This window comes from Mesorhizobium sp. M8A.F.Ca.ET.208.01.1.1, assembly GCF_004791315.1.
Classification (GTDB): Bacteria; Pseudomonadota; Alphaproteobacteria; order Rhizobiales; family Rhizobiaceae; genus Mesorhizobium.
This window is the reverse complement of sequence record NZ_SRUT01000002.1, coordinates 138450-151999: the sequence shown is the minus strand read 5'-3', so window position 1 is coordinate 151999 and position 13550 is coordinate 138450. Positions and strand designations below refer to the sequence as shown.

Sequence of the window (13550 nt, the reverse complement as noted above, 5' to 3'; positions counted from 1 at the left end):
CTACTGGGGCGGCCATCTGATGGCTGCCTAAAGTGGATTTCGAAACGGTCTTTGAGAGGGTGTTATTCGGCGGGCACCCGCGCCGGCTTGGCGGCGAGCCGGTTCAGCATCGCCTCGGCCTCGGCGCCGCGCTCGGAACGCTCGATGAAGCCGCCGCCGAAGACGCGGGCCTCGTTGCCGTCGTCGGAATAGAGCACGCAGGCCTGTCCGGGCGCGATGCCCGATTCACCATCGGCCAGTTCGACCGAGGTCACGCCTGCCTCGTGGCGCAGCACCGCCGGCCGTGGCGGCCTGGTCGAGCGCACCTTGGCGAACAACTCGATGCCGCCAGCGGGAACATCGGCGAGTGCGCCGTCTCCCAGCCAGTTCATGTTGCGCAGATAGATCTTGTGCGTCTCCAGCGCCTCGCGCGGGCCGACGACGACGCGGGCGCGCTCGGCATCGAGATGGACGACATAGAGCGGCTCGCCCGATGCGATGCCGATGCCACGGCGCTGGCCGATCGTGTAGCGCAATATGCCCTCGTGGCGGCCAAGCACGCGGCCGTCGATATGGACGATGTCGCCCGGATTGGCGGCGGCCGGCTTCAGCTTGGCGATGATGTCGGAATATTTGCCCTGCGGCACGAAGCAGATGTCCTGACTGTCCTGCTTGGCGGCGACCGTCAGCCCCATCTCCTCGGCGATGGCGCGAACCTGCGGCTTCGACAGGCCGCCAAGCGGAAAGCGCAGATAGTCGATCTGCGCCTGCGTGGTGGCGAACAGGAAATAGCTCTGGTCGCGGTCGGCGTCGACCGGCCGGTAGAGGGCGCGGTGGCCACCATTGGCGCCGGAGCGGATGTAGTGGCCGGTGGCGAGCGCATCGGCGCCGAGATCCTTGGCCGTGGCCAGGAGATCGGCGAACTTGACCGTCTGGTTGCAGGAAACGCAAGGAATGGGCGTTTCGCCGGCGACATAGCTCTCGGCGAAGGGGTCGATGACCGCCTTGCGGAACCGCTCCTCATAATCGAGCACATAGTGGGGAATGCCCAGCGTCTCGGAGACGCGGCGGGCATCGTCGATATCCTGGCCGGCGCAGCATGATCCGGCCCGATGCGTTGCCGCACCATGATCATAGAGCTGCAAGGTGACGCCGACGACATCGTAGCCCTCGCGCTTCAGCAGGCCGGCGACCACGGATGAATCGACGCCGCCCGACATGGCGACGACGATGCGGGTGTTTTCTGGGCGTCCGGGAAGGTCGAGGCTGTTCATGGTGCTTTCATTCTAACGCGGCGTCTGAATGCCAATGTCGAGAATATAGGTCAAGCTTTCCTGCTGCGCCAGCTTGCAGGGCGACCGGCGGCGCGTCGCGAACGCTGCGAATGGATACATTTCTCCCGGCCAAAACAGGGCTTCCAGCCGCATATTTCAAATGCCCGCTAAAAGACTAACGCGGCGTTCACGATCCTTACCTAGTCATTAGGGTCTGCTTAGGCAATTTTTAAAGCTGTGGCGGTAACGTGGCGGGGATTGGGTCTTTGAGTTTTTTGTAGAGAGTACGATGACCGATCTGGTTAGACCTAGAGTCAAATATGTTATCGGGCCTGACGGCAGCCCGCTTACGATTGCCGATCTGCCGCCGACGAACACGCGTCGCTGGGTCATCCGGCGTAAGGCGGAAGTGGTTGCAGCGGTGCGCGGCGGACTTTTGAGCCTTGAAGAGGCATGCCAGCGCTACAAGCTGACCACGGAGGAATTCCTGTCCTGGCAAGCGTCGATCGACGAATACGGCCTTGCCGGGCTGCGCACCACGCGTATCCAGCAATACCGGCACTAGGCCGGCCTCACCACGATCAAAGGGCGCGGCAAGCCGCGCCCTTTTTCTTTCGGAGCGACGGTGTCGCCGCTCAGATCGTCAGTGCCACCTTGCCGATCGGCCTGGTGGCGAGAAAGGCGTGGGCGGCTCCCGCCTGGTCGAGCGGAAAAGTCCTGGCCACGTGGACGGCAAGCTTTTGCGCGTCGATCAACCCAGCGAGCTCGAGCAGGCCCTCGCGGTCGGGCATCACCGACAGGCGCTCGACCCTGATATCGCGCGAACTGGCGTCGGCGCGCGTGGCGTCGTTGACATTGAGCAATGACACCAGCACGCCGCCGGGCTTCAGCACCTTCAGGGAGCGATCGGCATGGTCGCCGCCCAGCGGCTCCAGCACCAGGTCGATGTCGCTGATCTGGCTGGTGAAATCACCCTTGGTGTAGTCGATCACCTCATCGGCGCCCAGCTTGCGCACGAAGTCGAGCTTGCCCGGGCTGGTCGTGGCAACGACGTAAGCACCACGCGCCTTGGCGATCTGCACGGCCAGATGGCCAACGCCGCCAGCTCCGGCGTGCACCAGCACGCGTTGGCCTGATTGCAGTGCGCCATGGCGGACAAGGCCTTGCCAGGCGGTGAGACCGGCCAGCGGCAATGCGCCGGCCCGGATGTGGTCCGCCCTCTTCGGCTTCGGCGCGATCTCATCGGCCGGCACGGCCGCCAGTTCGGCGTAGGCCGCGGCCTGCTTGGGAAAGCGCGGCATGCCGAACACGTCGTCGCCGACCTTGACGCTGGTGACGCCGGCGCCCAGTGCCTCGACCGTCCCCGAAATATCCCAGCCAAGGATGAAAGGCGGCTCGCCGAGCAGCGGATAGTTGCCGGCGCGCACCGCGCCATCGACGGGATTGATGCCGGCCGCCTTGACGCGGACCAGCACCTCGCCGGCCTTCGGCGTGGGATCGGGCAATTCGGCGATGACAAGAACGTCGGGTCCGCCGACGGCATTCTGGGTAACGGCACGCATGAAATCTCTCCTGTTGATCGATGCCACTATCATTTGGAGAGTAAAGACCTATTGTCTAGTATGTACCTCTCTGATATATAGGTACCTTATGGATAGTGATTGCGACTCCCCCTTTGGCTATGACGCGTTCCGGCGGACATGTCCGTCGCACACCGTTTTGGAAATGCTGGCCAGCAAATGGGTCTATCTGGTTGTCTGCGCGCTGCGCAAAGGCCGGATGCGCAATGGTGCGCTTGCCCGCAAGCTCGAAGGCATCACGCCCAAGATGCTGACCCAGACCTTGCGTGTGCTGGAACGTGACGGCCTGGTGCGGCGAGAGGTCTATCCGGTCATTCCGCCACACGTGGAATATGAACTGACCGAGCTCGGCCAGAACCTGGCGGAACTGCTTACCCAGATCAGATCGTGGGCGGAGCAGCATACGCCCGATATCAAGGATGCCCGGGCAAGGGCGACCAACGGAAATGAGGCGGACTGGGCGGCCTAGGTCTTGTGCGCCAGCAGCACTTCGCGGCGCCAGCCGGCGCTGGTTCAGGCTGCCGTCCCGACAGCGGGCGCGCTTGTGCGCGTGCCGAATAGCGCCGATGTCGGCCGGTTCAGCCGATCATGGCGCTGCGGCCGCCGGTTTCGGCCTCGCGAATCTTAGTATCGCGCGATTCCAGCATCTCAGCCTTGGAAAGCTCCGCTTCAGCTTCGCCGAGTAATGATTCGGCGGCGCTTCGCTGCTGGGCGAGGTCGCCTTGCGAGTTCCTGAGATTGTCGCGGCGCAGACGCGCCGCCTTGGCGAAGGTCGGATAGGCGAAATGGTTGATATCGGTGATGCCGGCTTTCTTTTCCTCGGCGGTGATCTGAAGCTCCAGTTCGACGGCCATGCGCTCGAACTCGGCGATCATCATGTCGAGCTGCAGCATCTGCCGCCGCTTCTCATTCACCTGAAACTGCTTCAGCCGGACGAGGTTTTCACGTGACTTCATGATTCGGTACTCCCGGAAACGCACACCCGCACATATCGTCCAAACCACTTGGAAAGGCCAAGCACTGCCCGTATCCACCGGCTTTCCCCGCACTATGGGAAACAAAACCCTAAAGTTTTTTGCCGACGGTAACCATTCGTTTACGGGCATTGTTAATCATACGGGTCAGGGCTTAAGGCCGGGTAAAAATTCCGGCCGCCGAAGCGAAGCCGCGTCGATGAGTCCCTGGAGTCACTTAGTCCAGGTTATTAATGTGTCGCATTAGGAATTTTGGTCTGTGATTCGTTATTAGATTCAAGAGGGTGTAGAAAGGGGTTAAAAAATCTGATACCGTAATGAACGGGAAATTAGGTTTTGTTAACCATTCGATGGCAGCCTCTCTACAAGGCAACCACTGCTCCGGGGCAGGACGGGTCGTGAAATGGTCCGGCGGCAGAAAAGGGGAATGAAATGCGTGTTCTGCTGATAGAAGATGACAGTGCAACCGCACAAAGCATCGAGCTGATGCTGAAATCGGAAAGTTTCAATGTCTATACGACGGACCTCGGCGAAGAGGGTGTCGATCTGGGCAAGCTCTACGACTACGACATCATCCTTCTCGACCTCAACCTGCCCGACATGTCCGGCTACGAGGTCTTGAGAACGCTTCGCCTCTCCAAGGTAAAGACGCCCATCCTCATCCTCTCCGGCATGGCTGGCATCGAGGACAAGGTACGCGGCCTCGGCTTCGGCGCGGACGACTACATGACCAAGCCGTTCCACAAGGACGAGCTGGTGGCGCGCATTCATGCCATCGTGCGCCGCTCCAAGGGGCACGCCCAGTCGGTCATCACCACGGGCGATCTGGTGGTCAACCTTGACGCCAAGACCGTCGAGGTCGGTGGCCAGCGCGTGCACCTGACCGGCAAGGAATACCAGATGCTGGAGCTGCTCTCGCTGCGCAAGGGCACCACGCTCACCAAGGAAATGTTCCTCAATCACCTCTATGGCGGCATGGACGAGCCGGAACTGAAGATCATCGACGTCTTCATCTGCAAGCTGCGCAAGAAGCTCGACGCCGCTTCCGGTGGCCAGAACTACATCGAGACCGTCTGGGGTCGCGGCTATGTGCTGCGCGAACCGGAAGACATCCGCGTCAGCGCCTGAGCGCAGCCGGCAGAGCTTTTCTAAAAAAACCCGGCCATGGCCGGGTTTTTGCATTGTAGGCCGACAATCATTTGTTTTTGCGCACTGCCGGACAGACGGCCGGCCGCCGCGGTTCTTCTGGAACAGCGTTCAGGCAGCGATCTTCAAGGCGCGAAAGCGCTCGAGCAGTTGCGGGCGATTGAAGGGCTTCAACAGATAGCCCTGGGCGCCGGCGCGCTTGGCGCGCATGATTGACGCGATATCGAGTTCGACCAGCGAGATCAGGATCTGCGGCTTGATCGGGCTTTCCATGGCGCGCACGCGCCGGATGAGGTCGATCGCCTGCATGTCCGGCAGGGCGCCGTCGACGACGATGATGTCGGGCATGTCGGCCGCGCACATCTCCAGTGCGTCAAGCCCGCTGGCTGCCTCGATGACCATCATGTCGGAACCGCCCAGGATGCGTTTTGCGACCTTCCTGATGACGCTTGAATCGTCGACGAACATGCAGCGTTTCATTTTCCGGGTCCTCTTTGCCCTTTGGCAATCCGGTCGTGCGGGGCATCTGCGGCGTAGCCTAGACCGATCTGGTAAAGAAGCCAAAAAGCCGTTAGGTAAAATTTTTGCAAAGATACCGTTCGACGCGCTTTTCCTTGCGGATGCTTCGGCGTTGCCGAGCTGGCAAAGTTCATCGCCCCCGATTGGGGTGTCAATGAAATATTTCAGATTGAAATACTTTGTTCGATCGCGCTGCCAGCGCCGATTTCAGGCCGCCGAAAGGACGATTTCTTCAGCCGTCGCATGGATCGAAATCGTCATGTTGGCCTCGCGGGCCAGCAGCAGCGTGTAATAGGGCTGCACCGAATGCGCGTCGATCGGCTCCTCCGGCTTGTGACCGGAATGCAGTTCGAGGAATTTCGGCGGCACACGCAGCATCGGCCCGCTTGCCGAAAGCGAAAAACGCGGCTCGGTTTCGAGATTTTCGAGCGTCACCACCAGCTTGCCGCCGCGCGGAATGGCGGCATTGGCAACCAGGAGCAGGTTGAGCAGCAGCTTGACCTTGTTCTTGGGCAGCAGCGCGCGGATGCCGTTCCAGACCAATTCCGGCTTTTCGTTCTTGAGGAAGGCGATGGCGACGGCCTCGGCATCTCCGGTGTCAATCATCATGCCGGCCGAGCCGGCGGCGCCGAAGGCGATCCGGGCGAACTGCAAACGGGCGGAGGCGTTCTTTGCGCTCTGGCGGATCAGCCGCATGGCGTCTTCGTCGGCACCACCTTCGTCGAGCAGTTCAAGCCCGTTGTTGATCGCGCCGACCGGCGAGATGATGTCGTGGCAGACGCGGCTGCACAAGAGCGCCGCCAGATCGGGGGCGGTGAGGGTGAACAGATCGGCCATCGGTGAAAATCCCTGCAAATTCCACTAGTCGTGACCGGGCGACCTGCTATCGCGCTACCCACACGAATCACGTTCCAACCCGAGGCTTTCTGAATACACAGCACTCGTTCGTACAGCAACAAATCCAAGATTGTCGTCGGGGCAAATGGCGTGTTCGCCCAGGCTGCCGGCCCCGCGCGCTCCCCAAACAGCCTTCGAACCGCCATCTTCATGTGGGAATTTAATGGTTGAAAAAGGATTACGGCATAGTTTGCCCCTAACAGTCATCCTTAACGGCCGCCTAAAAAGAGCCGTACGGATGCGAGGCGTCGGCGAAAGTGCTTCATGACGGAGATTGGAAGCATGTTTTCCCGATTCTATGACCGGAGTTTTCTCCGCGTCCTCTCAATGGCGATCACGCTCATGGGCGTTCTCGTCTTCACGACATCGCCCTTGCGGGCCCAGGAGTACACCGCTCAGGAAATTATCGATTCCGGCCACAAGTTCTTCGGCGCGACGTCGGGCGGGTTGGCCACCGTCGTGGAGAAGATTTTCGCCTCCTACGGTCTGCCCAATGGCTATCTGCTCGGCGAGGAGGGATCCGGTGCGCTGATCGGCGGCCTGACCTATGGCGAAGGCACGCTCTACACCAAGAATGCCGGCGATCACAAAGTGTTCTGGCAAGGCCCGTCGCTGGGCTGGGATTTCGGCGGCGAGGGGTCACGCGTGATGATGCTGGTCTACAATCTCGACGATGTCGGCAACCTCTACAATCGCTATGGCGGCGTCGCCGGTTCGGCCTATGTGGTGGCGGGTGTCGGCTTCAACGTGCTGAAGAACAACAATGTGCTGCTGGTGCCGATCCGTACCGGCGTCGGCGCCCGGCTCGGCGTCAATCTCGGCTATCTGAAACTGACCGAGCGGGCGACCTGGAACCCGTTCTGATCTGTCCAACATGATCGAATCGCGGACAGTTTGACCGGATTCCCGAGCCCACGCCCCGAATGAGCCGCGGCAAGCCCTTGCCGCGGTGCCGGATTTCCGCCATGCCAAGATGGCACAGTCCAGCCTTCCAAGTTGTCGTCGATAACGGGTAGTCCTTTGGTTCAGTCGGTCCTGTTCTTTGCCCTCGGCTTTCTCTGTGCCGGCTTTCTGGCGCTGATGGTGGCTCCGGCCGTCTGGCGGCGCGCCGTCGCCCTGACCCGCAGGCGCATCGAGGCCTCCATCCCGCTGACGCAAGCCGAGATCCAGGCCGACAAGGACCGGGTCAGGGCCGAGTACGCCATGACGACGCGGCGGCTCGAAATCAACGTCAAGACGCTGCGCGAAAAGGTGGCCGAACAGCTCGTCGAGATCAACCGGGGCCGCGAGGCGCTGAAGGGGCTCGCGGTCGAGCGCGCGGAAAAGGACCACGCGCTCGCCGAACTCGGCGCCAAGGGCGAAGCGTTGCGGCGGCGCGAAGAGGAACTGCATCAGCTTTCGGAGCGGCTCAAGGAAACCGAACGAAAGCTGGAAAGGCGGGCGCTCGAGCTCGAGAAGCTGGAGCGCATGTATGACGACGCCAGTTTTGCCTCCAGCAGCCGCCAGATCGAACTCGTGGCCCGCGAATCCGAATTGCAGAAGCTCGCCAGCGACATCTCGCTGCTGCGTGGCCAGCGCAAGGAAGCGGATCGGCGCGGCCAGGAGATCGCGGCCGAAAGCAAGGCCGCGCGCGATGCCTTGAAGGCCGAAAAGAAAAGGGCCGCCGAACTCGACAAGAAGGTCGAGCGGCTGCTGGCAACGCTCGCCGACCGTGAGGACAAGCTTGATCGGCGCGAAAAGGAGTTGGCGCGGTTGCGGGAAAAAACGAAAGCCGAGGACGGCGCCCCAGCCTTGCGGCTGGTTGGCAAGCCCGATGAGTCGGACCGGCATGACGAGGCAGGCGAGCGCGACGACATGGACCGCGCGATTGCCAAGCTCGACAGCGACCGCGAGCGGCTGGAGGCCAGGCTGACGGCGCTGGCGCGGGAGAACAAGCGGCTTAAGGCGGATCTCGGCGCTGTGGCATCGTCGGGTTTGACGAATGGCAATGGCGCCGCGCTGCGTGAGCAGATGAACGAACTGGCGGCGGAGGTCGTCCACCTGACAGCCAAGCTCGAAGGACCGGATTCACCGATCGCCAAGGCGCTGGCGGCACCGCAGGACAACCGCTCCGCCGGCCACGACCGCAGTCTCGCCGACCGCGTGCGCGCCTTGCAGAAGGCGGAAGCCAACTGACGCGGTGCGGGCTGGCAGCCTGCCGGCGTCTTGGCCTCAGACGGCGCCCGTCAGCGCGAGAAATGATGCAGGGCGATGGCCGAGGCGGCAGCGACGTTCAAGCTGTCGAAGCCATTCGACATGGTGATCCGCACGGTTTGCAAGCGGGCAAGCAGGCTTTCGGGCAGGCCTTCGCCCTCGGTGCCGAGATAGAGCGCCAGGCGCTCGCCGCGCCGTGCATCGCGTATGTCGATCCGGCCGCGCGGCGACAGCGCGAACTGGTCGTAACCTCGCCGATCGAGATCCGCCGTGAAGTCCGCCGTGTCGGCGAAGAACGCGAAAGGGATCTTGAGCGCGGCGCCGACCGAAACCCGGATCGCCTTGCGGTACAGCGGATCGCAGCATGTCGCGTCCATCAACACCGCATCGGCGCCGAAAGCGGCGGCGTTGCGGAAGATCGAGCCCATATTGTCATGGTTGGCGATGCCGACAAGCACCACGACCAGGGCTTGAGCGGGCAAGGCATCCAGCAATGACCCAGACGGCAGGGGTGTCTCCTTGCGGCCGATGGCCAGGATGCCGCGATGCATGTGGAATCCGGCGATCGCGTCCATCACCGCGCCGGCGACGACATAGACCGGCAGGTCCGTTCGTGTCTTGCGCAGTATGTCCTCCAGGCCGCCAAGCCGGTTTTCCAAGACCAGGATGGATTCGGCGCTGAAGCGGCTCGACGACAAAAGCAGGTCGAGCACCACCTTGCCTTCTGCGACGAAGCGGCCTTGCCGGCCGGCCAGGTCGCGCTCGCGGATATCAAGATAGGCCGCGACACGTGGGTCGCGTGGATCGTCGATGCGAATTGGGTCCATGTCCCGCTCAACAATAAAGAGCGTGGCTCGTGTGCCGCGAAAGACACATGAGCCACGCTCCGGAAATCGTCAGCGAGGTAAACGGCCGTGGCAGCGTCCGGTCAAGTCCCGGCGCGGCGCAATCTCTGCGCCATCTGGGACAGATCTTCCTTGCTGCTGCCGAAGATGCCGTCCAGCACGGCGAGCAGTTCGCGCACCGCATCGGATTTGCAGGAATAGTAGATCATCTGACGATCGCGGCGGGTGTCCACGAGGTCGAGCGCCCGCAACTTGGCCAGGTGCTGCGAGAGGGCGGATTGGCTGAGCATCACCTTTTCGGCGATGGCGCCGACCGACATTTCACCGTCGATCAGATAGCTCATGATCAACAGCCGTTTTTCGTTGCCCATCAGCATCAGAAATTCGGCAGCCGATTCGGCGTTCGCGATTAGCTTTGTCGAGACCATTGATGCCCCATGCTGTTTGCTCATCGAGGCGCCATGGGGGCAATGGTGCCTGAATCCATAAATTCACTTGTGAAGGTGCCGACGAGTCAGCACCACAGCTAAGCCTAGAACATTTCTTTCAAATCTCAAGGGTTGCTTTTGATCAAATGCAATTTAGTTTCGTCTTATGCCTCCGATGCGGCCCTGCCGATCCTGGCCATTTCGACCAGGGCGGGACGTAATTCCGAAGCCTTTACCAGCGGTTGCGGGAAGAATACCCGGCAGACATTGTCCCCCGACACCAGATCCATGCCATCGGCGTCCAAACCGGCGATCGTCCAGCCATCACCAGGTGCCTTGGCGAAATGACGGGCATAGATGGCGATCGCGTCGAGATGGTCGGCATTCATGTGCTCGACGGCCGATTGTTCGCTTCCGGCAAGTTCCTCGATGATGGGCCCATTGGTGAGGAGGTCGGCCCGTTCGAGCAGATAGGCCTTGCCGAACCCGCCGTTGAGGCTGGCGCGTTGCGGCTCCAGGCGAAAGATCGAAAAGTCGCCGAGCCCGGCATAGAGGCTCGCCTTGGGATTGCGGTTGAGATAGCGGCGCTCGGCGCGGGCATGCGCCTGCGAGCCGCGCTCCAGCCGCGATGCCTGACAGACCAGCGTCAGCCGCGGATGCGCCAGCGGATCACCTTTGCCGGGTTCGCCAAGCAGCAGGGAGCAACGCGGATCGGCAAGCAGCGCCGACGTGTGCGCCGCGAGCATCGACACCAGAATAAGCGGCGCGCCGTCGATGTCGGTCGCGACGCCGGCCCGGCTCGCCAGCGGCGCCCCGGTCCGTGGTTCCAGCACCGCCAGGGCGCCGAAACGGGCACCGCGCAGGAGCGTTTTCGCCAACCGGATCGCCTCGGCGTCGGTCTCGCGGACCACATCCTTCTTTGGGCCGTCCAAGGTTCTCGCCCTGCTAAGCTGATTTTCCTGCTCCACTTATCAGCCAAGATGCCGGATCTGGCAAGGGGCAGGCGCCGACACATGTCGTGTCTTACTTCGGCGCCATGCGGATGGCGCCGTCGAGGCGGATGGTCTCGCCGTTCAGCATCTGGTTTTCGACGATGTGCAGCGCAAGCGCGGCATATTCCGACGGCTCGCCGAGGCGTGACGGGAAGGGCACCGCGGCGCCCAGCGAATCCTGCACCTCCTGCGGCATGCCGGCCATCATCGGTGTCTTGAAGATGCCGGGCGCGATGGTGCAGACCCGGATGCCGGAGCGGGCGAGATCACGCGCCACCGGCAGCGTCATGCCGACCACACCGCCCTTGGAGGCGGAGTAGGCGGCCTGGCCGATCTGGCCGTCATAGGCGGCGACCGAGGCGGTGTTGACGATGACGCCGCGCTCGCCGCCCTGCAGCGGCTCCAGTTTCGCGGCACGGTCGGCAACCAGCCGGATCATGTTGAAGGTGCCGATCAGATTGACCTCGATCACCTTGCGGTACTGGTCGAGCGGATGCGGGCCGTCCTTGCCGATCGTCTTCACGCCAATGGCGATGCCCGCGCAATTGACCAGGATGCGCGGCTCGCCCAGCTTGGCGGCGACATCGGCGAGGGCGGCGGCACCACTGTCGGCACTCGCGACGTCGCACCGGACGGCGATGCCGCCGATCTCGGCCGCGACCTTGGCCGCGCGCTCGATGCCGACATCGAGGATGGCGACCCGGGCTCCCTTGGCGGCAAGCGCGCGCGCGGTTGCCTCGCCAAGGCCGGAGCCGCCGCCGGTCACGATCGCGATCTGGCCGCTGGGATTCATGGCGTCATCCTTCCTGTGAGAACGGGCTTCCTATGAGACGGGGACGGATCAGGCCCGGATCGACCGACGAGGTCAAGATGGAGCAGTTCGCCGTCTTGCAGAAACGGCGAACGCAGCCCCGTTCATACCCTTCGCGAAGCTGCTTCAGGCGTGCTCGACGATCCTGGCCTGGCTGGCGTGGCCGACCTCGCCCGAAAGCCTGGCCACCGCGCCTGGCGTGATCTCATGCGACAGCAGCCGGTCGAGGTCGACAGGCCGCGGCATCGAAATCTGGCCGCGCGGTATGCGCTTGAAGCCGAGCGGCCCGTAATAGGGCTCGTCGCCGACCAGGATCACGGCGGGTGCACCGGCCTTGGCGGCGGCCTCCAGTGCGATCGCCACCAGCCGGCGGCCGATGCCGAGATTTTTGAAGGCGGGCCGTACCGCGAGCGGCCCAAGCATCAGCGCCCGGCCGGCACCGGCCGCTATGCGCGTCATGCGCACCGAGGCGACGACGAGGTCGCCGTCGACCGCGACAAAGGACAGAGCACGCTCATGCCCACCGGCCTCGCGGATCTTGTAGGCGGCCAGCACGAAACGGCCGGGCCCGAAGGCCTCGTCATTGATTGCTTCGATTTCAGGATCGTGCGCCGGGGTTTCCGGCAGGTACTTCACGTCGGCAAGGCTCATGGTCTTTGCGTTCCGGTAGAGGAGGAAAGGTTGCTGCAAACGGCAGCATTCGCCAGTCAGCGCTTCATCAAGCGCGGGCGCCCTTTCGTCGTCGGTCAAACCGGATCAAAGCAAAATCGAACATGCAAAGTGTCCGCTAGCATCAATTTTGCGCCGCCGCAATCGACCCGTCCGCTGGCCCTATCGATTGACGATCTGTTCAGTCCTGACTAATTCCGTCTTGCCGCATCGCGCTCTACATGAGGTGGAAACGCGAAAGGATATTCCATGGGATTGTTGGTCGACGGTAAATGGCAAGACCGCTGGTATGACACCAAGGACAGCGGTGGCAGGTTCGTGCGGCCGCAATCGCAGTGGCGAGATTGGATCACGCGCGACGGTGCACCGGCGGAAGGCCGCGGCCGAGGCTTCAAGGCGGAGCCCGGCCGCTATCACCTTTACGTTTCGCTCGCTTGTCCCTGGGCGCACCGGACGCTGATCTTTCGCGCGTTGAAGAGGCTCGAAGGCATCATCTCCGTCTCGATCGTGCATCATTTCCTCGGCGCCAACGGCTGGACGTTTGTCGCCGAGGACGGCGCCACCGGCGACACGCTCTATGGCCTCGAGTTGCTGCACCAGATCTACACCAGGGCGGATTCCGCCTATTCGGGCCGGGTGACGGTGCCGGTGCTGTGGGACAAAAAGGAACAGACCATCGTCTCCAACGAATCCTCCGAAATCATCCGGATGCTCAACTCAGCCTTCGATCAATGGGGCGATGCCGGCCTCGATTTCTATCCCCAGGCACTGCGCGGCGAGATCGACGCGATCAACGCGCTGGTCTATCCCTCCGTCAACAACGGCGTCTACCGCGCCGGCTTTGCCACCACGCAGGCGGCCTATGAAGAAGCGTTCGGCGAGCTGTTTTCGACGCTCGATGGGCTGGAGGACCGCCTGTCCAGGCAACGCTATCTGGTGGGTGACCGCATCACCGAGGCCGACTGGCGGCTGTTTACCACTCTGGTGCGCTTCGACCCGGTCTATGTCGGCCATTTCAAGTGCAACCTGCGCCGCATCGCCGATTATCCGAACCTGTCGAACTATCTGCGCGACCTCTATCAGGTGCCCGGTGTGGCGGGGACGGTGAACCTGCATCACATCAAGGCGCATTATTACGGCAGCCACGAAACGATCAATCCGACGCGGATCGTGCCGGCGGGACCGGAGCTTGACTATGGCGCGCCGCATGATCGGGCGAAGTTCGCGAGGGCGGCGGCCTGAT

At 62.6% G+C, this 13550-nt stretch carries 16 protein-coding genes; 6 read left to right on the top strand and 10 right to left on the bottom strand.

From position 1 onward, the window contains the following. Positions 1-62: 62 nt before the first annotated feature. On the bottom strand, positions 63-1253 hold the full coding sequence (gene mnmA, locus EN851_RS11270) for a tRNA 2-thiouridine(34) synthase MnmA (RefSeq protein WP_127869815.1): 1191 nt from the start codon (positions 1251-1253) through the stop codon (positions 63-65). A 289-nt stretch (positions 1254-1542) separates the two neighbouring features. Here mnmA and EN851_RS11265 point away from each other — a divergent pair, with 289 nt between their 5' ends. Continuing rightward, on the top strand, positions 1543-1818 hold the full coding sequence (locus EN851_RS11265) for a DUF1153 domain-containing protein (protein WP_006203587.1): 276 nt from the start codon (positions 1543-1545) through the stop codon (positions 1816-1818). A 70-nt stretch (positions 1819-1888) separates the two neighbouring features. On the opposite strand, the gene EN851_RS11260 is transcribed toward EN851_RS11265, so the two are convergent. Further along, complete coding sequence (locus EN851_RS11260; RefSeq protein WP_135915159.1) at positions 1889-2815, bottom strand: NADP-dependent oxidoreductase; 927 nt, start codon at positions 2813-2815, stop codon at positions 1889-1891. Between the two features lie 88 nt (positions 2816-2903). Here EN851_RS11260 and EN851_RS11255 point away from each other — a divergent pair, with 88 nt between their 5' ends. Beyond that, positions 2904-3302 (top strand): helix-turn-helix domain-containing protein, encoded by a 399-nt coding sequence (locus EN851_RS11255; protein WP_135929239.1) that lies wholly within the window; start codon positions 2904-2906, stop codon positions 3300-3302. A gap of 109 nt (positions 3303-3411) precedes the next feature. On the opposite strand, the gene EN851_RS11250 is transcribed toward EN851_RS11255, so the two are convergent. Beyond that, complete coding sequence (locus EN851_RS11250; RefSeq protein ID WP_027146385.1) at positions 3412-3789, bottom strand: flagellar export protein FliJ; 378 nt, start codon at positions 3787-3789, stop codon at positions 3412-3414. A 450-nt stretch (positions 3790-4239) separates the two neighbouring features. Here EN851_RS11250 and ctrA point away from each other — a divergent pair, with 450 nt between their 5' ends. Beyond that, the gene (gene ctrA, locus EN851_RS11245) at positions 4240-4935 is read left to right on the top strand and encodes a cell cycle two-component system response regulator CtrA (RefSeq protein ID WP_006203583.1); all 696 of its coding nucleotides are present in this window, start codon (positions 4240-4242) and stop codon (positions 4933-4935) included. A 129-nt stretch (positions 4936-5064) separates the two neighbouring features. On the opposite strand, the gene EN851_RS11240 is transcribed toward ctrA, so the two are convergent. Both EN851_RS11240 and EN851_RS11235 read right to left on the bottom strand, forming a co-directional pair. Further along, positions 5065-5433 carry a response regulator gene (locus EN851_RS11240; RefSeq protein ID WP_127869813.1) on the bottom strand — a complete coding sequence of 123 codons (369 nt, stop codon included), beginning with the start codon at positions 5431-5433 and terminating at the stop codon, positions 5065-5067. A 246-nt stretch (positions 5434-5679) separates the two neighbouring features. Beyond that, complete coding sequence (locus EN851_RS11235) at positions 5680-6309, bottom strand: histidine phosphotransferase family protein (protein WP_127279334.1); 630 nt, start codon at positions 6307-6309, stop codon at positions 5680-5682. A 387-nt stretch (positions 6310-6696) separates the two neighbouring features. Here EN851_RS11235 and EN851_RS11230 point away from each other — a divergent pair, with 387 nt between their 5' ends. Both EN851_RS11230 and EN851_RS11225 read left to right on the top strand, forming a co-directional pair. Continuing rightward, positions 6697-7233 carry an EipA family protein gene (locus EN851_RS11230; protein WP_245458768.1) on the top strand — a complete coding sequence of 179 codons (537 nt, stop codon included), beginning with the start codon at positions 6697-6699 and terminating at the stop codon, positions 7231-7233. A gap of 156 nt (positions 7234-7389) precedes the next feature. Next, the gene (locus EN851_RS11225; RefSeq protein WP_135918835.1) at positions 7390-8544 is read left to right on the top strand and encodes a hypothetical protein; all 1155 of its coding nucleotides are present in this window, start codon (positions 7390-7392) and stop codon (positions 8542-8544) included. A 50-nt stretch (positions 8545-8594) separates the two neighbouring features. Here the strand turns inward: EN851_RS11225 and EN851_RS11220 are convergent, their stop codons facing one another. From EN851_RS11220 to EN851_RS11200, 5 genes are all read right to left on the bottom strand, one after another. Next, positions 8595-9389, bottom strand: a complete 795-nt coding sequence (locus EN851_RS11220; protein WP_135929238.1) for an RNA methyltransferase — start codon at positions 9387-9389, stop codon at positions 8595-8597. Between the two features lie 101 nt (positions 9390-9490). After that, positions 9491-9835 carry a metalloregulator ArsR/SmtB family transcription factor gene (locus EN851_RS11215; protein WP_127280947.1) on the bottom strand — a complete coding sequence of 115 codons (345 nt, stop codon included), beginning with the start codon at positions 9833-9835 and terminating at the stop codon, positions 9491-9493. A gap of 164 nt (positions 9836-9999) precedes the next feature. Next, positions 10000-10767, bottom strand: coding sequence for a HugZ family protein (locus EN851_RS11210; RefSeq protein ID WP_135929237.1), 768 nt, complete (start codon positions 10765-10767; stop codon positions 10000-10002). Between the two features lie 91 nt (positions 10768-10858). Further along, the gene (locus EN851_RS11205; protein WP_135929236.1) at positions 10859-11620 is read right to left on the bottom strand and encodes a 3-hydroxyacyl-CoA dehydrogenase; all 762 of its coding nucleotides are present in this window, start codon (positions 11618-11620) and stop codon (positions 10859-10861) included. 144 nt (positions 11621-11764) lie between these two features. After that, complete coding sequence (locus EN851_RS11200) at positions 11765-12289, bottom strand: N-acetyltransferase (RefSeq protein ID WP_127280713.1); 525 nt, start codon at positions 12287-12289, stop codon at positions 11765-11767. A gap of 267 nt (positions 12290-12556) precedes the next feature. On the opposite strand from EN851_RS11200, the gene EN851_RS11195 reads away from it, so the two are divergent. After that, a complete protein-coding gene (locus EN851_RS11195; RefSeq protein WP_135918833.1) occupies positions 12557-13549 on the top strand; it encodes a glutathione S-transferase family protein in 993 nt (330 codons plus the stop codon). The last annotated feature ends 1 nt before the right edge of the window (position 13550 follow it).